A 20,274-nucleotide genomic window follows, 5' to 3' on the forward strand; every position below is an offset into this window, starting at 1 on the left:
ACCAGGTTTATCATTGATGATGTTAATAAAAAAATTGCCTACGTACCGCATTCCGATGCATATGACAACACTCGTTATATTATGTGCTGTATATTTTGGTACTGTGATGAATTATCCCGTACTGAAAACTATTTTTAATTTGAGTTCAGACGTTTCTAATCCTGTCTTCCCTTATACCGCGCCGGTGTTACTGACCTGTGCATTTATTATTATTTTCTCAGCATTTTCTTGGTCTTACATTTTTAAGCCGTTTATGTTTTTTGTGCTATTTACCTCTGCTGTCGCATTGTACGCGGCGTTAAATTTTCAGACCATGTTTGATTCCACTATGATGGAAAGTGTGTTTGAAACTAACTCATCTGAAGCCTTTTTCTACCTCAATTATACGACAGCCTTTTATTTATTCGCTTTTGGTGTCGTACCTTGTGGCTTCATAGCCGCCGTTCGTATAACACCGTTTCAAAATTGGAAACATGCTCTTCTCTCCAGAGTTGGTCTTGTTCTAGTCGCTGTCGTTGGTATTGGTCTTATTGCAGAGACTTGTTACAAAGATTACGCCTCAGTAGGCCGCAATAATAGTTACTTAAACAAAATGATTAATCCTGCCCACATCTACAATGGCGCGAAATACCTTAAGAAAACCTATTTCGAAACTAAACTGGCTTACCAAACGTTAGGTACAGATGCGAAGGTGGTTGAAGTTGCTAACGGAAAACCAACGTTGATGGTCGTCGTCTTAGGTGAGACTGCACGAGCAATGAACTTTGCTTATAACGGATATGATCGAGATACCAATCCGTACACGAGAGATATGGACTTAATTGCTTTTCAGGACGTCTCATCGTGTGGCACTTACACAGCTTTGTCCGTTCCGTGTATGTTCTCCCATATGACTCGCAATTCTTTCAATAAACCCCGCGCAGCTGCTCAGGATAACGTACTCAACGTACTTCAACACGCAGGAGTTGATGTCATGTGGATTGATAATGACGGTGGCGATAAAGGTGTCGCTCAAAATCTAACTTACATTTCCATCGATGCATCGCTTAAAAATGACAATTGCAACGGTCCAACTTGTTTTGATGTTGCGATGCTTAAAGATGCCAAACAGTTTATCGATGATGGCTCTCGTAACAAGTTGTTGGTTTTGCATACGATAGGTAGCCATGGCCCGACTTACTGGCAGCGTTACCCTAATGCTCAAGCACCGTTCCAACCTGCTTGTAATCGTAGCGACATTGAAAACTGTAACGACAAGCAAATCGTTAATGTTTACGACAATACACTGGTGTATACCGACTATGTACTATCCCAAGTGATTGATGAACTGAAAAGCGTGTCGAACGACTATAACGTCATGATGACCTATATCTCTGATCATGGTGAATCACTGGGTGAAGGTGGGCTGTATTTGCACGGTACACCTTATGCGATAGCACCGAAGGAGCAAACACAAGTGCCTTGGTTAATGTGGATGCCAGAAGAGTATGCTCAGCAAAAAGGGCTAAGTACTCAATGTCTTAAAGAAAAAGCACAGAAATACACATTATCACACGACAACTTATTTCATAGCTTGCTTGGAGTGTATGGTGTTCAGACAGAAGTTCAAGATTCAGAACTGGATATCACATACAGCTGCCGCTTAGATTCATAACCATTTTATAGAGTACCGTAAACATGCAACAAGAAATTATCATTAAACGTGAAGGTATTCATCGTATTATTTATACCTTTGTCCATAGCTTTAACGGCTTCAAATGGCTTTGTAAAAACGAAGCTGCCTTCCAACAAGAACTAATGCTTTTTGTACCTCTATCTGCGTTTGCATTTTGGCTGGATTTACCCGCGATGCATACCTTATTAATTATGTTGGGCATGGTATCAGTGCTGTTTGCCGAAATGGTGAATACCGCAATTGAGGCAGTGGTTGACCGAGTAGGGTTGGAGTATCACACGTTATCTGGCGTAGCTAAGAACATTGGTTCCGCTCTAGTACTATTGAGCATGATTTGTTCTCTGGCTATTTGGGGAACGGTTCTATGGTTGCGCTAATTTCAACGCAGAGCAATGACGATTCAAAACTAAAAATGGGCACATTACTGCCGGTGCTGTGCTTTGCTTTGATTGATTTGATATTGTTAAGTGCTTCGCGATTGATGCTTTCGTTATGGCAGAGTGAGCGTGCGTTTGCCTCTGTTGATTATGGCCAAATTTTTCTCGGTGGTTTTCGCATTGATATTTCGGCAGTGTGTTATTTGCTAGTACCAGCATTGTTGCTGATAATGCTGGCAACATTGCTAAAAGCGACTCACTACCTTCGCCTACCTCTAAAAGTTTACTTAGTGGGTGGCTGCATGTTGTTTTTGTTCTTTGAACTGATTACTCCCACGTTCATTCTCGAATATGACTTGCGTCCAAACCGATTGTTTATCGATTATCTGGTCTACCCAAAAGAAGTCTTTTCGATGCTGATTTCGGGTTACAAAATAGAAATTTTAGTCACCATAGCAGGGCTATTCATCGCAGCCCGATTGTTGAGTAAAGTGTTCGATATTGTTTGGCCTACAGAGACCAAAGGGGCGCTTATACAGCAATTGGCGATGCAACTAGCTATTGCGTGCCTTCTTATTCTAGGTGCCCGTGGTACATTAGAACATCGCCCGATAAACCCGGCATTGGTGGCATTTTCAACGGATCACTTGTTAAATGATCTCAGTTTAAATTCTGCTTATTCAGTTGCATTTGCGTGGAAACAAGCAAAAAGTGAAATGTCGAGTGCTGAATTTTATGGTGCTCTCGGGCAAGATGAGCTGCTTGATCAAGTTCGCAGCACTTTACAAAACCCATATGCTGAGTTCTCTTATCCTCTTCTTCCAACGAAAACGATGCATACCTCTAGTTTTCCTAATCGTAAGAAAAATTTAGTTATTTTGCTGCAAGAAAGCTTAGGAGCGAGATACGTAGGAAAGCTGGGAGGATTGCCACTAACGCCTAATCTAGACAAAATCATGGATGAGGGATGGAACTTTACCCACTTATACGCGACAGGTACCCGTTCTGTTAGAGGGATTGAAGCTGTCGTGACTGGGTTTACCCCAACCCCGGCACGCTCTGTTGTTAAGCTAGGCAAATCTCAGCAAAACTTTTTTACTTTAGCTAGTTTTCTTGGTGAGCAGGGATACAACACACAGTTCATTTACGGCGGTGAAGCGCATTTCGATAATATGAAGACATTCTTTTTAGGTAATGGTTTTCAAGATATTGTTCAAGGCAGTGATTTCGACAAAATAGATTTTAACGGCTCTTGGGGCGCATCTGACGAAGATTTGTATGATCAAGCGAATAAAGAATTCACCGAGCTACATAAACAAGGTAAGCCATTCTTTAGCCTTGTATTTACTTCGTCGAATCATTCTCCGTACGATTATCCAGATGGAAAAATTTCACAGTACGACAGTCAAAAACAAACTCGTAATAATGCCGCTAAATATTCTGATTATGCTTTGGGACAATTTGTTGAAAAGGCAAAACAATCGGAATACTGGAAAGATACGATATTCGTGGTTGTAGCTGATCATGATTCCCGTGTGTCTGGTGCGAGTTTAGTCCCCGTTGGTCACTTCCATATCCCTGCTGTTATTTTTGGCAACGATGTGGAGCATCGAGAGGATGCTCGGCTAGCTAGCCAGCTTGATCTTGCCCCAACACTCCTGTCATTGATAGGAGCTTCCGGAGAGCACCCAATGCTGGGTAACGACTTCACTAAGCCATTAGATGATTCTCAATTGAGAGCAATGCTGCAATATGATAAGAACTTTGCGTATATTAAAAATGGCAAGGCGGTAATTTTTCAACCTGATAAAACACCAAAAACTTTCTTGGTAGATGGTAAAAAACTTATCGCGACTCAGCTTGATCAAGCTCTGACCAAGGAAGCGCATGCCTATGCTAATTTTGGCAGTATGGCTTATAAAAAGGGATGGTATTCCCATGCTAATAACTAACTAATAGTGAATTTAGATAGTGATTCATTTTTGACCCGAACAAAAGCTTCGGGTCAAATTTTTTAAAGGCTATGTTCCCTTTAACTGTTGTTATACTTAAAGTAGGCAACGATTGGAGGGAACTCCTATGCTTCAGTCACAGTTCCACAAGCTTATAAAACTGCTACCCAAGCTCACCGATAATCAATCTGTACTACTCGAACAATTCTTGAGAGGGGTTGAACCTGTCTCGCAAGTCATTCGTGAACTTGAACAAAGAGTCGTTGACTCCCCTGAATGCCCTCACTGCCATAGTTCACTCATAAATCGCCATGGCAAGGTTAATGATATGCAGCGATATCGCTGCAAAAACTGCCTAAAAACATTTGTCGCTACGACAGGTACGCCTCTTGCTCGATTGCGTTACAAAGAACAATGGGTTAACTACATGAAGTGTATGCTTGATAGTAAAGTGCTGCGTGTCAGTGCTAAAGAGTGTGGTATCAACCTGAAAACATCATTTCGCTGGCGTCATCGCTTCCTTGAATTCCCTGCAACGCTAAACGCATCAAAGCTTGAGGGGATCATTGAAGCAGATGAAACTCTATTTCCGTACTCTGAAAAAGGCTCAAAAAAGCTAACACGTAAACCAAGAAAACGAGGAATGAGAGCGCATAAGCGTGGTCGCTCTAAGGAGGATTGGGTTCCAGTTTTAACGGTCAGAGACCGAGGTAAGCACACGTTTGAGTCAATCTTGCCTGATGTAAAAGAAGAAACACTAGCCAAAGAGTTAGCAGGCAAGCTAGAAAAAGATAGTGTGCTCTGTACTGATGGCCATAAGTCTTACATTAGTTTATGCCTTAACAATGACTTAGTGCATAAGCAACTCAATATATCCGCAGGATTAAAGGTCATTGACCGAGTTTTTCATGTTCAAAATGTGAATGCTTATCACAGTCGCACCAAAGAATGGATGAAGCGATTCCATGGAGTAGCAACGAAGTACCTAGATCATTACCTTGGTTGGCACCGTTACATGGAAGTTACTGAAGAACTTAATGAAAACAGGATGTTAAGTCTTCAGCAACAATTAAAGGGAACATAGCCTTTTTAAAAGACCATTCCTATCTCTACGTGTAATGATGATCTGCGATTGTCTTCGGTCTTTCAAAATCACTGAGAACTAAGCATATAACTATCCGATATGCATAAGATAAAGAACGAGCTGATATGAAAAAAGTGTTAATAGTAGAAGACAATAGAGAAGTTGCTGGGATCTTGTTTGACTACTTCGAAAGTGAAAAAATTGAACTTGATTATGCCGACAATGGAGAGCTCGGTCTTAAACTCGCTTTAGAAATAGAATTTGATGCCATCATCCTGGATCTTATGCTTCCACGCATGGACGGTTTAACGGTCTGTGAGAAGCTTAGAGAGGCTGGGAATGAAACTCCAGTGCTGATGTTAACTGCATTGGATAGCCGGAATGATATATTAAATGGCTTCAAATATGGAGCAGACGATTACTTAACTAAACCGTTCGATCTCGACATTCTAGGCGCTCGATTAGAAGCGTTAATCAAACGCTACCGACGCACAGTGACAGAAACGCACTTAGAGTTTGGTAACTTACATATCGATCAGAAGACCCATAAAGCTTATCGTGAAGGTATTGCGCTTAATTTAAACCCAACGACCTACTCAATATTAGAGTTACTTTGCCAACGTGCTCCTGATATTGTCACGCGCAATGAGATTACGAGTATGCTTTGGCAAGACAATGAGCCCAGTAATGACATATTGCGCAGTCATATCTATCAGTTGCGAGTTCAGTTAGATAAGCCATTTGCTACCTCCATGTTGATTACGGTTCCCAAAGTGGGTTTTCGATTGGGGAAAGCATAATGAAGCAATCTAATTTTACCAGCACTCGCACCCTAACGAGTCAATTGGCGATATTTTTTACGATTGTCGCCCTCGTAATGGGGTTAGTCAGCTACACGATTTTTTTTGCTGCCTTAAATTGGTCTGAAGATAGAGTTGGGGAGCGCCGTATTGAACTAGATAAGAATGAAGCAATACAGCGATTTATTGATGGAGAAAATGGTGAAATCTCCATAGACGTTCTCACTCATGCTTATAATGATATCAGTTTGGTTCCTTCAAGATTCCATAAGTACTTTGAAGGCAGAGATTATTATGTTGGTGAGGTCGGATATGGAGCCGAATCACTCATGCTTTACTTTAGCTACTACACGAATAATGGAGAAAGAAAACCCGTTATATTGCTATCTGATATCAATCAAATTGAATTTGGTGTATATGAAACAGTGTATGCCAGTCTTATAGTGATCACTAGTATTGCTGGGTTATTGCTTGTCTTCGGACTATTGTTGAATCGTTTAACGCAACGCTTGATAACTCCCATTAATCATTTGATAGAGCAATTAACTGAACAAAGCGGTAATAGCGCTCATGTGTTTGATATTCCTACAGGTGGTGCCAGTGAATTTCAGATTTTAGCGGATCAGCTCAATCAATATCGTCATGACATTCATAGTTTGTTAAAGCGTGAACAGGCATTTGCCCGATATGCCAGCCATGAACTGAGAACACCGTTAACCATAGTAAAAGGCGCGAGTAACTTGTTAGAACGAAAGGTGTCTGACGATTTCCAAAAGAGGCAGGTCGTTCGTATAAATGAAGCCACGTTACAGATGACCACGATGGTTGATGCATTGTTAGGACTTGTGCGCTATGAACGCAGTGAAGATGAAACTGTTGAGAGAAAGGTAAGCCAAGACGAGTTTGAGAACATCATTGAGCTCAACAGTGCTCAGGCAAAAGATAAAAATATCGATGTTGAACTGACGTTTATCCAAAGCCCATCGATCAAAGCAGCGCCAGCCGTGCTTAATATGGTGGTAGGAAACTTATTGAGGAACGCAATTGCCGCAACTCCGGAGGGAACAATAACCCTAGAAGTATCCGCAGACTCATTAATTATTCGGGATAATGGTTCGGGTCTAAATGAAGTGCCTAACCAAGATGGACATGGGTTAGGGTTACTAATCGTTGAAGATTTATGTCGAAGATATCAATGGAGCTTCTCTATTCGTAACCGCTCTACTTCGGGTTGTGAAGCATTGATAACTTTTTAGTAATCTTTTTTGTTCAAGGCCAGAACGTTTGGTTTGTAGAGTGTCCATACTTAAAGTTATCCGTATTTTGCTAATTTAAGTGATTACTCTAAGAAGGTTCTGTCCATCTTCGAGTCAGCTTGGTCTGAGCTGACTCATTTGTGCCCCAAAACAATTCAGATCAAAAGTTCTCGCTCACTTAGTTCACAGTACTTTCCCCTATCAAAAGTTATCCGAAGGAGTTTGGGTAGCAGCATTTTTCTGAAATTATAAGGCATCATGCAATCTAACCTCCGTTAACTTTCATTAACCTATTGATTACACGTTGATGTGGTATTAAAAAGGTTGCATCATAGGAATATGAAAGACGGCTAAAAGCCGCATAGAAAGCGTTATACGCTTTTTGAGGGAATTATGATTCAGAGTATCTATGATCAGATGTGGCAAAGGTTTGAGCAGGCGACAGTTCAGAATGATTATGAGTTAGACGCTCATTTACTAGACACTACTAGTGATACTCGTAGGGGTATCACAGCTTTAGCATACTTAAAGCAGGGTAATAGTGCTGTCCTCAATGAAATCATCAAATTTCAGCAAGCAGTGCGAGAAATTGAACCTAATCAGTATTATCATCCGCTTGATGAGCTTCACCTTACTGTTTTATCGGTCATTTCATGCGTTCCAAAATTCGATCTAAACGAAATCAATATTCAGGCGTATGCTGATATATTCATTTCGGTATTGAAAACAACACAACTGATAGAAATAAAATATCATGGTGTTAGTGCATCTCCCAATTGTATTGTGCTTCAAGGTTTTCCTACCAGTAACGCTTTAGAGCAGTTCAGAAATAACCTTAGGACTCAACTAAGTGACGCAGGGTTAAGGGTAACTTTTGATAGTCGTTATAAATTGGTCACAGCTCATAGTTCTCTTATTCGTTTTAAGCTCCCAATTAGTGATGGTCAGCAACTTTTAGCGTTGTGTCAGCAGTATCGAAATTATGATTTTGGTAGCTTCGTTTTGAAAGACTTTGAGTTGGTGTTTAACAATTGGTATCAAAACTTGGTCGTCACTAAATGTCTGGCTAAGGGTTCAGTGGCAGACCAACCACGCGTATAACAAGTGTTTAAGGTTTCAAGATACTTTATCTAATCTCAGATAAGCGCGTTAGAGTCATTAATCTAACGCGTTTATGTCCAAAAGTTTGTTACATACATGTCCACTATGTTGTCCACTATGTCCTCGAGGGACTGATTATAATGTGGTAATTTTACAACGTTGAACTTAAATCGTTAGCTAAATATGCAAGCTTTTGATGCAATTTTATGCGAACTTATGCTGCAAATAGTTTTGTAGCTGTTTGAAAGCTAGTTCGGACTATGCTAACTTACTTTGCAGGCATCACCTTGAAAGCCCTGCGTTGATCGCAGGGCTTTTTCGTTTCTGCTGCCTCTTTTGGCTTTGTCTGCTTTAATCTATAATCACGTTCGCTTTGTATCCAAGCCTCGTGAAGACTGCTTGTGTAACATTCGTCAAATAATCATTGTCACCCAGGATATTGTAATGATTTCAAAAAACCAATTAAAACTGCTTCGTGCTTTGGGTCAAAAGAAACAGCGTAAAGCACATGGCTTATTCCTTGTTCAGGGTGAAAAGAATGTGTTGGAGTTAGCGAGCAGTCCGCTGAGAGTCAAACACATTTTTGCTACATCGGAGTTCTTACAACACAACTCTCAAAAGCTGAGTGGTTTCGATTGTATTCAAGCGTCTTTAGACGAGCTAACGAAAGCGAGCACTCTAGTAAGCAATAACGCGGCAATAGCGGTCGTTGAGATTCCCAATGTCAAAGAGCCACCAACCAAAGGGTTGATGATCGCGCTTGATGGTGTTTCTGACCCAGGCAATTTAGGTACGATCATCCGCGTTGCAGATTGGTATGGGGTCGAACACATTGTTGCGAGTACAGATTGTGCTGACCCATATAACCCTAAAACCATCAGTGCCACCATGGGAAGTTTTGGCCGCGTACAAGTGAGCCAAGTGGATTTGCCCAGTTACTTACAGCAAGCTCAGTTGCCTGTGTATGGCGCGTTTTTGGAAGGGGAGAGTGTACATAACACTGAATTCTCAGCAGAAGGTATCCTGTTAATGGGCAGCGAATCCCACGGCGTGCGCGAAGACGCCGCGAAATTTGTAACGAATAAGATTACTATTCCAGCATTCGGTGGTGCGGAATCACTCAACGTGGCGATGGCCACGGGCATTATTCTAGATAATATGCGCCGCCAGCACACTTAGATTAATCCAGCGAGTTGAATAACAAAAAAAGCCAGTCGTGTTGACTGGCTTTTTTGTATTTTGCACTTACCTAATGAATGTTTCTGCTTTTATTTTACTGACTTTGAAGGGGACAAATAGGCAACTAGTTCTTTTGTCACCATTTAATAAATGATTTTGGATAGAGATCAATAGTCTGCATCTATGAATAAAATTACTCATTTCCATTTAGTAAATTCAGAAAATTAGGCGACACTTACCTAAAGGCCGCAATAAAAATGCCGCTAAGGAGATAAGAATGCATTCATTAAAAGTAAAAGATTACATGACGTTACAAGCGGTGACCTTTACTAAAAATATGTCACTCACGGCTGCTTTGAACAAGGTAATGCAAAGTGTAACACTAGGTGGTCCCGTCATTGATGAGAACAAAAAGGTTGTTGGATTCTTATCAGAGCAAGATTTGTTAGATAAGTTGGTGAAAGCGAGTTATTACTGCCAAGACACGCATACAGTAGAGGAATGTATGCATGATGATGTTTTGTCGGTGTCGCCGGAAATGTCGATTATTGAGTTGGCGGATATGATGAAAGTCGGTAAGCCTAAAATGTACCCAGTTGTGGATGATAAAGGGAAGCTGGTTGGGGTCATCACTAGGCGAGATGTATTGAGAGCGATTGGAATAACGTTCAGTGATTGTTTCAAACACCCTGTTTAGTTGGCAGCCATGTTCTATCGATAAAGACGCTTCGGCGTCTTTTTTTGTATTCACCAACAACAATAATAACTTTTCATCAAAAAAAACTTGACCTTGGAGCTGACTCTAAGGTTTATCCTTGGTCACAGGTACAAAGCCTATACCAGTAAGGAAAATAAATTATGTGTACAAAACATCAAGGTTGCCAATCTCGAAAAATCAAAACTGCGGTGCCCTTTAGTGCGAGCGAGTCGTGCTGTGCACCAGTCAAATCTTCACTCAACATTTCTCAAGCAGGCGTAGAAGTGTCCGACAGTTCCTGTTGCAGTGAAGAGAGCTGTAGCGCCGACCCAGGCGAGGAAGAAGAGCCCTCGAGGGAGAATTATTCCCCAATTCGCAATTCGTGGCTTGTGTCAGGTATGGATTGCCCTTCATGTGCGCAAAAACTTGAGAAAGCCATTACGTCTTTGAAAGGTGTTAGCCAAGCCAAAGTCCTGTTTGCAACAGAAAAACTGGTCGTCGATTTTGATGATCATAAACTGACATCTGCGATTGAACATACAGCACAACAAACGGGTTTTCCGCTTTCTTCATTAGGTGTTCCAAAACCAAATACAGCGGTTAAAGGCTGGCGTGGGATCGTAAAAAATAACATCCAAATTCTCTCAATTTCTGGCGCGATGGCTGTCGCGGCGGTAATTTCTAAGATCGATCCGCAAATAAGCGCTTGGTTATTCACTTTGACGTGCTTGTTTGGTTTATACCCGATTGCAATGAAAGCGATTAAGTTGGCTCGTAGCGGTACGCCATTTGCGATTGAAACATTAATGAGTGTAGCGGCGCTTGGTGCGTTATATCTTGGTGAAACCGCTGAGGCGGCGATGGTGCTGCTGCTGTTCCTTATTGGTGAAAAGTTAGAAGCGCACGCATCATCTCGCGCTCGAAGTGGCGTTCAAGCACTGATGGATTTGGTTCCAGAAAACTCGACCGTAATTGTCGATGGAGAACGAAAACAAGTACCGGCTGCACAACTTGAACCTAGAGATATCATAGAAATCGCACCGGGTGGGCGTTTACCCGCCGATGGTGTGTTAACAAGCGCGTTTGCAAGCTTTGACGAAAGTGCCTTGACTGGTGAGTCAGTGCCAGTAGATCACGAAAAGGGCAGCAAAATTATGGCGGGTGCTGTTGTCGTCGACAAAGTGGTTCAGGTGGAAGTCACTTCTCGTCAAGGTGAAAACGCGATTGACCGGATCCTTCATTTGATTGAAGAAGCAGAGTCTCGTAAGGCGCCACTGGAACGTTTCTTAGATAAATTTAGTCGCTGGTACACACCATTTATGATGTTGGTATCACTGGCCGTCATCATTACGCCACCTTTGCTGTTCGCCCAACCATGGGAAACATGGATTTACCGAGGTTTGGCCTTATTGCTAATTGCTTGTCCGTGTGCGTTAGTTATTTCAACACCGGCCGCGATTACGTCTGGTTTAGCTGCAGGAGCGAAGCGCGGAGCGTTAATCAAAGGGGGAGCTGCATTAGAACTACTTGGTAGAGTTGAATCTGTCGCGTTCGATAAAACAGGCACCTTAACTCAAGGTAAACCTCAAGTGACCGATGTGTTGGCTTTTGAAGTGAGCGAAGAGACGTTACTGAGTCTCACTGCATCTATTGAAGTCGGAGCCAGTCACCCTCTTGCCGTCTCGCTAGTGAACAAAGTAAAGGCGCATGGAATAAGCATTCCGGAGGCGACAGATAAAACCACGCAAGTCGGTTCTGGAATTACAGGGTACGTAGACGGAAAACTTGTTCAAATTAGCGCGCCTTCAAAAGTCAACTTCTCATTGTCTCAAGCAACAGAAGAGCACGTTGTTGAGTTAGAGCAACAAGGAAAGACGGTGGTCATCGTACGTTACGACGACCAAGTTATCGGCATAATTGCATGGCAGGACACCTTACGTCAGGACGCTCAAGAGGCGATTGCAATCCTTCGGGAGCTTGGGGTGACTTCCGTGATGTTAACTGGCGATAACCCGCGTAGTGCGCAAGCCATAGCTAACCAAATTGGTTTGGATTATCAAGCCAGTCTGCTACCGGCGGATAAAGTGCGTTACGTTGAGGCGTTATCTAAACAACACATTGTCGCTATGGTTGGTGATGGTATTAATGATGCGCCAGCGATGAAAGCGTCTAGCATAGGAATTGCCATGGGAGGCGGTACTGACGTTGCGCTAGAAACTGCAGATGCGGCGTTAACACACAACCGATTAGTCGAATTGCCTGCAATGATAGAGTTATCGCGCGCGACATTGAATAATATTCGTCAGAACGTCGCATTGGCACTTGGCTTGAAAGGAGTATTCTTGGTAACCAGCTTACTGGGCATCACTGGATTGTGGGTGGCGGTTCTGGCCGATAGTGGTGCCACCGCGCTAGTGACCTTGAACGCGTTGCGACTGCTTCGCTTTGAATCCAAGCAAATAAAGTAAGTTATCGAGTGGGATAACCCGCCTGAGGCATAGGCATGCGTTGCCTCGGGCTTTATTCTTAAACAACGTTGAGATGTTTGGTTCTATGAGAAGAGTTAGTTTTGATAATCACCTATTATTATGCAACGGGATGAGATTTCGAGTTAAAAGTGTGATGAAGTCTGTTTTTACTTGAAATTGCGATTTTATTACATTTTCTCATTGTGATTTTGATCACTCTATATCAATGAAAGGTTCGCTACAGTGCATCTGTACCCAATAACTGATTAATGAGCTTATTGTTTATAAAATAAGCCACAACAAGGAGCGACTTATGTCTCAAGCTGTATTCCATTTAGGTGTTACTGAAGCTGATCTTAATGGGGCGACTCTAGCCATTATTCCTGGTGATCCAGCACGCGTGCAAAAAATCGCAGAACAAATGGAGAACCCAGAATTCTTAGCGAGTCAACGTGAATACACGCTTTACCGTGCAGAATTGGACGGTAAACCTGTTGTGGTTTGTTCGACTGGTATTGGTGGTCCATCTACTTCCATTGCTGTAGAAGAGTTGGCGCAACTTGGTGTTCGCACTTTCCTGCGTGTGGGTACAACGGGTGCTATCCAACCACACGTTAATGTTGGCGATATGATCGTGACGACAGGTTCCGTACGTCTTGATGGTGCGAGCCTACACTTTGCTCCAATGGAATTCCCAGCAGTTGCTGACTTTGAAGTGGCAACCGCAATGAAAGCTGCCGTAGAAGAGTCTGGCGCGACGGTTCACATGGGGGTGACTGCATCAAGTGATACTTTCTACCCAGGTCAAGAGCGTTACGATACGTTCTCTGGTCGCGTGGTTAAACGCTTCCAAGGCTCTATGCAAGAGTGGCAAGACATGGGTGTATTAAACTTCGAAATGGAATCTGCAACACTTCTGACCATGTGTGCAAGCTCTGGTTTAAAAGCAGGTTGTGTCGCGGGGGTCATCATCAACCGTACACAAAAAGAGATTCCAGATCATTCAACATTGAAAGAAACGGAAGCTCGTTCAATTAAAGTGGTAGTAGAAGCTGCACGTAAAATGCTTTAACTCGCAATAATTGGCATTTTAAACACACATAAAAAACCAGAGGCTCGCTCGCCTCTGGTTTTTGCTATTAATGGAACAGTGTCGCCTTGTTCTCAAACTTATTTCTTTTTAACCTGAGCGGAGGATAAGTCCGCAAGCTCAGGTTGTTGACATTATTTGAGTGTCACGTGATTCGCTAAATTTCGTCAGAGCCACCCGCATCTTTAAACCAAGCGGTCAGGTGTGTTCTTAAATCCTTCAACTCATCAGGGCCAATGAGCGCCAAACCAAGATCTTCTGCGCGAGTAATGTCGTTATGACGAAGCGGACGAAAGCTGACTAACATGGCACGTGCTTGTAGGCCACCTAGTAGATCCCGCAGCGACTCAAGTTTGTATAAGGTATCATCGCCATCATCACGCATGCCTTTGGTTTTACACTCGATTATATGCAGCTTGTTGTTGACTACCGTGGCCACATCCAATTCATTACGCACTTCGCTTTCACCAAGCTTACGGTAGACTTGTACATTCAATGACCGATCTTGAATGGTCGGCATCGTGTCCTGAATCTGTTTGACGGTGCTGTTAACCAGTGTTTCGAGCCACTCACCGTTTGAAAAACGTCGCGCATCCTCATCTGCAAACGTCAGTATCCCATTCTCATAGGTCGCGATTTGAGCTTCGACTAAATCAGAAATCAGCATGTTGAGCTCACGATAGCCTTGTTGCTTCTCAGATAACGCTACATCCAACTTTTGTTCCTTACGACACGTCGTGGCGAGGTAGTTGAGTGTCGCTAAGCCAGGGCCAAGCTCGAGTGCGTTAGATGCCCAACGTTCACCAAGCTCATACAGCTTTTTATCAAGAAGAGGTGGTAAATCGACATGGTGGAATTCGCCACGAGCACCAAAAATAGTAAGGTAGTCGGAAATTTTAATGTGGTCTTCGACTTGAGTGTCTTCTTTGCCATCAGGATATAGCCAGCAGAGCTTGTCGCTACTTGGTTCGACAACAAATATTGGCCAATGATAAGTGCGGAAAACTTCGTATACAGATAATAATCGGTGACGGAGGCCACCGCTGGCGTTCAGTTTTACGTCTTCGCCGCGTTCGTGTAGATCTTTGGCTAACTTCTGAATCGATTGTTTAATCAAAGAGGTATTTACTGCGGAAGGAATTTCAAAAAATTCCGAGGTGATCTCACGCTGTTCTAATACGGCACTCAGTCGATAAAAAATATGTTTTTGGCTTTTATCTCCGATAAAGACGATATGTGTACTTAAGGTGCGATTGTCTAAAAGAGGAGTGACCAATCTCACTGGGTCTTGGTCGATAATACCAACATGAACAGCCATAGATTTTCCTTTTAATGTGGCCGCTCGAAAGAGGTGTGCAAGGGGATGAGCAAGCCATATTAACCATATGTAGACACGGCCGACAAAAAACAAGGGCGACTTAACAAAAAGTCGCCCTTATACAGTTGGTTGCACTAATTAGTGCACGAAATTATCATTTTTTTATAATTTAAATCGGTGAACCAATTCGTTCTGTTGATGAGCTAAGTGAGTTAATGACTCACTGGTATGTGCAATGCTGGACATCGCTTGGTAGCTTTCATCTGCGATATTATTAATATCTTCGATGTTACGTGCTATGTCTGTTGACGTTTCACTTTGCTCGGCAGCCGCTTGTGAGATATGAGTACTCATTTGGCTGATTTCGATGATTAACGCTTGGATTTCTTCCATCGAGCTATTCGCTTTTGATGCTTGCTCGATAGACATTTCCATATCGCTCATACAACTTTGGATCACTTGGTTAGCTGATTGAGAGCTTGACTGTAAATTACTGATCATCGACTCAATTTCTGTCGTTGATTGGGTGGTTCTTGATGCCAGTACGCGGACTTCATCTGCTACAACCGCAAAACCACGACCTTGTTCACCAGCTCGAGCGGCTTCAATTGCAGCATTCAACGCCAACAGATTTGTTTGTTCGGCGATGTTGCGAATTACATCCAGAATAGAGCCAATTTTACCACTCATTTTTTGCAGGTCAGAAACCGCAGAAACAGATTCATTTAAGCGTGTCTCTAGTTGGTTGATGGTCGAAATATTACTGCTCATCACGTGTCTACCTTCTTCAGAGGCAGATTCTACACGTTGCACCATCTCTAGGGAGCCTTGTGCGCTCTGAGCCACTTCTTGTACCGAGTGCGACATTTCTGTCATGGCGGTTGCCACGTTGGCGGTTTGCTCGCGCTGAGTGCTTAATTTAGATTGCGCCTGAGACGACGTTTTTTCGTTGGTTGAGGCCGTCGAAGAGAGATTGTCTGATGCTTCATTGAGCTTAACCAGAACCTCATGCAAACTGTCTGCTAAAGAGTTGATATGGCCACCAACGCGGCTGAACTCGTTGTTGTAACGAATATCAATGCGTTGAGTCATGTCACCTTCAGTCAGGCTTTCGAGTACTTTTAGAATACGAGTCAGGGGTTCGCGCACACTGTGTGCGATGTGGTAGCCAATAGCGGTAGCCAATAGCACTACAATAACGCCAATCACAATGGCTTTTGTGACATCGGCTGAGTAAATATCACCAGCGTCAGCCAGAGACTGATTCAGCTTATCCGTCGCCGTAGTGGTAAATTGCTCAAGAATTGCCATGGTGGAATCGACTTTATTCGCAAGGTTGGCAATATTATCGTACAACGCTGCTCGTGCATTGAGGTAACTGTTGTGTTGATCTAACACCCCGCCGCGCATACCTACATCTCGCGTAAACTGTTTTACTGAATCACCAAAGGCTTTTTCCAATGCAGGCAGCTGTGCGACCAAGCCACGGAAGGCATAGTTTAAATGCGTCACTGCTTTACGGTTTTTCGTTACAGCTTGCGTCACAAATTCAGGGTCAGAACTGGCTAAAGCGTCTGAGGTGATGACTTCAGCATCCTTCAATTTGATGAAGTAACTTTTTGCTATCACTTTGACTGAAATGCTCGATTGATCCGCAACGTACTCCTTTAGGCCAACAGAGAGTTGAGTGTTGAGCTTTTGGAAGCGACGTGTCGATTTCTGCACGTCTTCTTGCGCAGAGAACATTGCTTCATAGTTGTCCATTGCCTCACGCGCTTCAGTAAAATAGCTCTGTTCCAAAGTTTTGAGTTTTGCAAAAGGTTCGGCAAGAGAAGGATAGATCTGGCTTGCCGTTTCTAGCTGAGTCAATGCGGATTCGAAACGTTGTTGAGATTTAGCAAATTCCTGACGCATTTCGTCCATGCGTTGTTTATTCTCTGTAGTCAGGAAGTCTTTAAAAGATTTGTCGGCAGAAAGCAGCTCAACGCTGGTTTGGTTAGATAGTGATACGAGCGGTAAAGACGATTTAGAAACGGTTTCGAATTTACCATAAATGTTACTCATTCCCCCCATCATGATAGTGATCGTGACAGCAAATAAGATGATGATCAGCGCAAAGCCGGCATACATCCGTTTAATAACTGAACCTCGCATAAGTGAGCTTCCCCTCCCAAAAGTAGACAACATAAATTTCTATTGTCTTAAAAAGTAACAAAATTTACTGGATTGTATTGAGTTTGTGATGCACGTTTTATGACGTATACGACAAAACAAGCTTCGTTATTTAGCGTTTGGTTAATAATGTTAAGTGAACACTGTTTTTATTGAGCTCCGCTTTTGGTTGGCGCATACTAAATGGAATATACCCACCCTTATAAAATGGAGTCCTCATGGCGGAAGAAACTATCTTTAGTAAAATTATTCGTAAGGAAATCCCGGCAGACATTCTTTATCAAGATGATTTAGTCACGGCTTTTCGCGATATTAACCCGCGCACGCCGAGCCATATTCTCATTATTCCTAATAAGTTGATCCCGACAGCGAATGACGTTGAAGTTGAAGATGAGGCAATGATGGGGCGTTTGTTTACCGTGGCTAAAAAGTTAGCCAAAGAGGAAGGCCTTGCCGAAGACGGCTACCGTTTGATCGTTAATTGTAACCCGCACGGTGGCCAAGAGGTTTACCATATTCACATGCACCTATTAGGCGGTCGTCCTCTAGGTCCAATGGTATTGAGCTAAGCTTTAAAAAGTGGGTGGCGTAGTTCATCCACTTCTTATTCCTGTCGAATGACACATTTGTGGAGATAAATGTGAAACTAGGTGTAAAGCTGTTAGGGCTGATGAGCTGGGCTTTAATTGCCTCTGGCTGCGCGAATTTGTCTGCGGGCAATCTGTTTAGCCACTATAGCAACCAGAACCAAGAAGTTTATCAAGCCGTTGTTGCAGGGGAATATGCGAAAGCGAAACAACTTCAATCGAGCGAAGTGGGTGGCGAGATACTTGGCAACTTTGAAAAGGGCCGTATTTCTTTTCTTGCTGAAGATTACCCGACGAGTTTGAAAGCGCTGGAAAATGGTGATCGTGCCGTTCGTGTTCAGCAAGATCGCGCGACTATTTCTGTGTCAGAAACCGCAACGAGCGTCGGCTCTCTCGCAGTGAACGACAATCTCCAAGATTATCATCCCGCCGATTATGAACTTGGCTTTCTGCACCTTTATCTCGGGCTAAACTATTTACAGAAAAACGATTTGGAAGGGGCGCTTGTTGAAGTGCGTCGAGCCAATCAAGTTCAGGAAGCGGCCAGAAAGGCGCGTGAAAAAGAACTAAAAGCAGCAGAAAAAGACCTGAAAAAGCAAGGCATGTCTGCCAATTTAGGTAGTGTGTTGGCGAGCTACCCTGATGCTGGTAAAAAACTAAGCGCAGTACAAAACGGCTATTTGTTCTATCTTTCTGGCTTGTTATATGAAGCGTCACGAGATTTAAACAGTGCTTATGTTGATTACCGACGAGCACTCGCTGTGATGCCAGACAACAAACAAGTTGTTGAAAGCACGTTGTACGCCGCTAAGAAACTAGGCATGCGTGAAGACTTACGTATTCTGGAAAAGCGGTATGGCAAAGCACCTTCTGGGTTAACTCAGTCTCAAGGTCGAGTCATCGTCATTTATGAACAAGGCGTTGTGGAGGCTTTGAAAGGTTGGCGTATTGATCTACCGATTTACGACAGTCGAGATAACGGAGCTATTTATTCGTTAGCACTTCCTTATTATCCGAATCGGGGCGCTCAACGCTTTAATGACTTGGTTTTAAATGGTCAGGCATTGCCTTCCAGTACGCTGACTGATGTTAATGCGATGGCGCAAAATGATCTCCATGAGCGCCTGACAACGATGGTGATTCGTCAAGCCCTTCGTGTTTGGGCAAAAGATCGAATCCGAAAAGAGGCAGCAAAAAAAGGCGATGATGTGGGCAACATACTTTTTAACGTATGGAACACATTGACCGAGCAGCCAGATACGAGAAGTTGGCAAACGTTGCCTGCGCAAGTCAAAACGGCTTCACAAGTCGTGAAACCGGGAACACAAAGTTTAAACTTGGGTGATCAAACCTATCAGTTTGAAGTGCCTGCACAGCAGACTACATTGGTATGGGTATCCCGTCAGGGAGCACACTCAACCGTGTGGCATAAACAGCTAGGGAGACTGTAATGAAAGCATGGCTTATTGGCTTAATAATGGTCATTGGTTTGGGCGGGTGCGCAGCAAATACTGCAGGCGTCCGAATTGATGGTCAAACGCAAAAAGTATTTTTTAATGATAACGTTTTGGGTAGTCGCTTATTAGTTGACAACATCACCACCACTTACGTTGATGATCGTCCACGTGGGGTGGTGCAACTAAGCAGTAACTATAAAGGTGACCAGCATATTCTTTACCGCTTCTATTGGTATGACAACAATGGGTTGGAAGTGAATACCCAGCTTGGTCCGTGGCGAAAAATGATTGTACGAGGATTTGAGCAAGTCACGTTGTCTGAAGTGACTGTAAATCCAAATGGCACACAATTTCGTCTTCAAATTAGAGAAGCACAAGATAATTAGGTCAACACGCCTTTAATAAACTTACGGCTCTGCCGCAGCTGCCGCGCTAACGATGCGCTGGTATTGAACAACTAAGGAACTCTCATGAAAAAAAGTATTATTGCTCTTTTAGGTCTTGCCGTCATTTTAGGTGGCTGTTCTAACAAAGTCTCTTACGGCGATGCGCAAGCAACAGAAACCACGACTATCGATTTTGGCTCAACAGATTTACAAACCATTGCAGCTGAAATGGTTGATAGCATGATGATGTCGGGTTCTGTCGCGGCAATTACTCGTGACCAACGTCCTATCGTTTTTGTTGAGCGCATTAAGAACAAAACCAGTGAGCATATTGATACGGAGTCTATCACTGACACTATTTCAACGAAGATGTTGAATTCAGGTAAATTTCGTTTTGTTGATATGGGACGAGTGGAGTCTGTGCGAGAACAACTTAACTTCCAAAACACGGATGAGTTAGTCAACCAAAGTACTGCAATTCAGTTTGGTAAAATGGTCGGTGCTCAGTACATGCTTTACGGCAACTTATCAAGCATCGTAAAAAATGCGGGTAGCGATAAAGACGTATACTATAAGATGACAATGCGCCTAATGGACTTAGAAACAGGTCTGATTGAATGGGCAGATGAAACGGAAATCCGTAAAGCGCAATCGAAGAGCCTATTTGGTCTTTAA

17 protein-coding genes are annotated in these 20,274 nt (G+C 43.0%); 15 read left to right on the forward strand and 2 right to left on the reverse strand.

Features of this window, described 5'->3' with window-relative positions; translation table 11 throughout:
• The first annotated feature begins 61 nt into the window (after window positions 1-61).
• The 11 genes from AC3D28_RS02425 (at window position 62) to udp (ending at window position 13,661) form a co-directional block, all read left to right on the forward strand.
• Window positions 62-1,654: a phosphoethanolamine transferase gene (locus AC3D28_RS02425; protein WP_488536036.1), complete on the forward strand. Its 1,593-nt coding sequence runs from the start codon at window positions 62-64 to the stop codon at window positions 1,652-1,654.
• A gap of 23 nt (window positions 1,655-1,677) precedes the next feature.
• The gene (locus AC3D28_RS02430; protein WP_488535410.1) at window positions 1,678-2,052 is read left to right on the forward strand and encodes a diacylglycerol kinase; all 375 of its coding nucleotides are present in this window, start codon (window positions 1,678-1,680) and stop codon (window positions 2,050-2,052) included.
• Complete coding sequence (locus AC3D28_RS02435) at window positions 2,040-4,004, forward strand: LTA synthase family protein (protein WP_488535411.1); 1,965 nt, start codon at window positions 2,040-2,042, stop codon at window positions 4,002-4,004. The genes AC3D28_RS02430 and AC3D28_RS02435 overlap by 13 nt, the downstream gene beginning before the upstream one ends.
• Window positions 4,005-4,131: 127 nt before the next feature.
• Entirely contained in the window at window positions 4,132-5,088 is a 957-nt protein-coding gene (locus AC3D28_RS02440) for an IS1595-like element ISVal3 family transposase (protein ID WP_086558361.1), read from the forward strand.
• A gap of 125 nt (window positions 5,089-5,213) precedes the next feature.
• On the forward strand, window positions 5,214-5,888 hold the full coding sequence (locus tag AC3D28_RS02445) for a response regulator transcription factor (protein WP_488535412.1): 675 nt from the start codon (window positions 5,214-5,216) through the stop codon (window positions 5,886-5,888).
• On the forward strand, window positions 5,888-7,144 hold the full coding sequence (locus tag AC3D28_RS02450; RefSeq protein WP_488535413.1) for a sensor histidine kinase: 1,257 nt from the start codon (window positions 5,888-5,890) through the stop codon (window positions 7,142-7,144). Before AC3D28_RS02445 ends, AC3D28_RS02450 begins: the two co-directional genes overlap by 1 nt.
• A gap of 393 nt (window positions 7,145-7,537) precedes the next feature.
• Window positions 7,538-8,245: a 2'-5' RNA ligase family protein gene (locus tag AC3D28_RS02455; protein ID WP_078927637.1), complete on the forward strand. Its 708-nt coding sequence runs from the start codon at window positions 7,538-7,540 to the stop codon at window positions 8,243-8,245.
• A gap of 444 nt (window positions 8,246-8,689) precedes the next feature.
• A complete protein-coding gene (locus AC3D28_RS02460) occupies window positions 8,690-9,424 on the forward strand; it encodes a TrmH family RNA methyltransferase (RefSeq protein ID WP_488535414.1) in 735 nt (244 codons plus the stop codon).
• Between the two features lie 277 nt (window positions 9,425-9,701).
• Complete coding sequence (locus AC3D28_RS02465) at window positions 9,702-10,121, forward strand: CBS domain-containing protein (RefSeq protein ID WP_098416068.1); 420 nt, start codon at window positions 9,702-9,704, stop codon at window positions 10,119-10,121.
• A 161-nt stretch (window positions 10,122-10,282) separates the two neighbouring features.
• Window positions 10,283-12,589: a zinc/cadmium/mercury/lead-transporting ATPase gene (locus AC3D28_RS02470; RefSeq protein WP_488535415.1), complete on the forward strand. Its 2,307-nt coding sequence runs from the start codon at window positions 10,283-10,285 to the stop codon at window positions 12,587-12,589.
• A 313-nt stretch (window positions 12,590-12,902) separates the two neighbouring features.
• Window positions 12,903-13,661 carry a uridine phosphorylase gene (gene udp / locus AC3D28_RS02475; RefSeq protein WP_098416066.1) on the forward strand — a complete coding sequence of 253 codons (759 nt, stop codon included), beginning with the start codon at window positions 12,903-12,905 and terminating at the stop codon, window positions 13,659-13,661.
• A 175-nt stretch (window positions 13,662-13,836) separates the two neighbouring features.
• Here udp and AC3D28_RS02480 read toward each other — a convergent pair whose 3' ends face one another.
• Together AC3D28_RS02480 and AC3D28_RS02485 are read right to left on the reverse strand one after the other, a co-directional pair.
• Window positions 13,837-14,997 carry a DUF1887 family protein gene (locus tag AC3D28_RS02480; RefSeq protein ID WP_098416065.1) on the reverse strand — a complete coding sequence of 387 codons (1,161 nt, stop codon included), beginning with the start codon at window positions 14,995-14,997 and terminating at the stop codon, window positions 13,837-13,839.
• Window positions 14,998-15,159: 162 nt separating this feature from the next.
• On the reverse strand, window positions 15,160-17,151 hold the full coding sequence (locus AC3D28_RS02485) for a methyl-accepting chemotaxis protein (RefSeq protein WP_488535416.1): 1,992 nt from the start codon (window positions 17,149-17,151) through the stop codon (window positions 15,160-15,162).
• Between the two features lie 236 nt (window positions 17,152-17,387).
• On the opposite strand from AC3D28_RS02485, the gene hinT reads away from it, so the two are divergent.
• The 4 genes from hinT (at window position 17,388) to lpoB (ending at window position 20,274) form a co-directional block, all read left to right on the forward strand.
• A complete protein-coding gene (hinT, locus tag AC3D28_RS02490; protein WP_098416063.1) occupies window positions 17,388-17,738 on the forward strand; it encodes a purine nucleoside phosphoramidase in 351 nt (116 codons plus the stop codon).
• Between the two features lie 71 nt (window positions 17,739-17,809).
• Window positions 17,810-19,207 carry a COG3014 family protein gene (locus tag AC3D28_RS02495; protein WP_488535417.1) on the forward strand — a complete coding sequence of 466 codons (1,398 nt, stop codon included), beginning with the start codon at window positions 17,810-17,812 and terminating at the stop codon, window positions 19,205-19,207.
• The gene (locus tag AC3D28_RS02500; RefSeq protein ID WP_488535418.1) at window positions 19,207-19,599 is read left to right on the forward strand and encodes a YcfL family putative periplasmic lipoprotein; all 393 of its coding nucleotides are present in this window, start codon (window positions 19,207-19,209) and stop codon (window positions 19,597-19,599) included. The genes AC3D28_RS02495 and AC3D28_RS02500 overlap by 1 nt, the downstream gene beginning before the upstream one ends.
• Window positions 19,600-19,683: 84 nt before the next feature.
• Window positions 19,684-20,274 carry a penicillin-binding protein activator LpoB gene (gene lpoB / locus AC3D28_RS02505; RefSeq protein WP_098416060.1) on the forward strand — a complete coding sequence of 197 codons (591 nt, stop codon included), beginning with the start codon at window positions 19,684-19,686 and terminating at the stop codon, window positions 20,272-20,274.

This window comes from Vibrio sp. TAP-3B (assembly GCF_057784735.1).

Coding starts and splice junctions, on each gene's coding strand:
- AC3D28_RS02445 (WP_488535412.1), top strand. CDS start 5,214: ATGAAAAAAGTGTTAATAGTAGAAGACAATAGAGAAGTTGCTGGGATC.
- AC3D28_RS02500 (WP_488535418.1), top strand. CDS start 19,207: ATGAAAGCATGGCTTATTGGCTTAATAATGGTCATTGGTTTGGGCGGG.
- AC3D28_RS02460 (WP_488535414.1), top strand. CDS start 8,690: ATGATTTCAAAAAACCAATTAAAACTGCTTCGTGCTTTGGGTCAAAAG.
- lpoB (WP_098416060.1), top strand. CDS start 19,684: ATGAAAAAAAGTATTATTGCTCTTTTAGGTCTTGCCGTCATTTTAGGT.
- AC3D28_RS02435 (WP_488535411.1), top strand. CDS start 2,040: ATGGTTGCGCTAATTTCAACGCAGAGCAATGACGATTCAAAACTAAAA.
- AC3D28_RS02455 (WP_078927637.1), top strand. CDS start 7,538: ATGATTCAGAGTATCTATGATCAGATGTGGCAAAGGTTTGAGCAGGCG.
- AC3D28_RS02465 (WP_098416068.1), top strand. CDS start 9,702: ATGCATTCATTAAAAGTAAAAGATTACATGACGTTACAAGCGGTGACC.
- udp (WP_098416066.1), top strand. CDS start 12,903: ATGTCTCAAGCTGTATTCCATTTAGGTGTTACTGAAGCTGATCTTAAT.
- AC3D28_RS02470 (WP_488535415.1), top strand. CDS start 10,283: ATGTGTACAAAACATCAAGGTTGCCAATCTCGAAAAATCAAAACTGCG.
- hinT (WP_098416063.1), top strand. CDS start 17,388: ATGGCGGAAGAAACTATCTTTAGTAAAATTATTCGTAAGGAAATCCCG.
- AC3D28_RS02480 (WP_098416065.1), bottom strand. CDS start 14,997: ATGGCTGTTCATGTTGGTATTATCGACCAAGACCCAGTGAGATTGGTC.
- AC3D28_RS02485 (WP_488535416.1), bottom strand. CDS start 17,151: ATGCGAGGTTCAGTTATTAAACGGATGTATGCCGGCTTTGCGCTGATC.
- AC3D28_RS02450 (WP_488535413.1), top strand. CDS start 5,888: ATGAAGCAATCTAATTTTACCAGCACTCGCACCCTAACGAGTCAATTG.
- AC3D28_RS02440 (WP_086558361.1), top strand. CDS start 4,132: ATGCTTCAGTCACAGTTCCACAAGCTTATAAAACTGCTACCCAAGCTC.
- AC3D28_RS02430 (WP_488535410.1), top strand. CDS start 1,678: ATGCAACAAGAAATTATCATTAAACGTGAAGGTATTCATCGTATTATT.
- AC3D28_RS02425 (WP_488536036.1), top strand. CDS start 62: ATGACAACACTCGTTATATTATGTGCTGTATATTTTGGTACTGTGATG.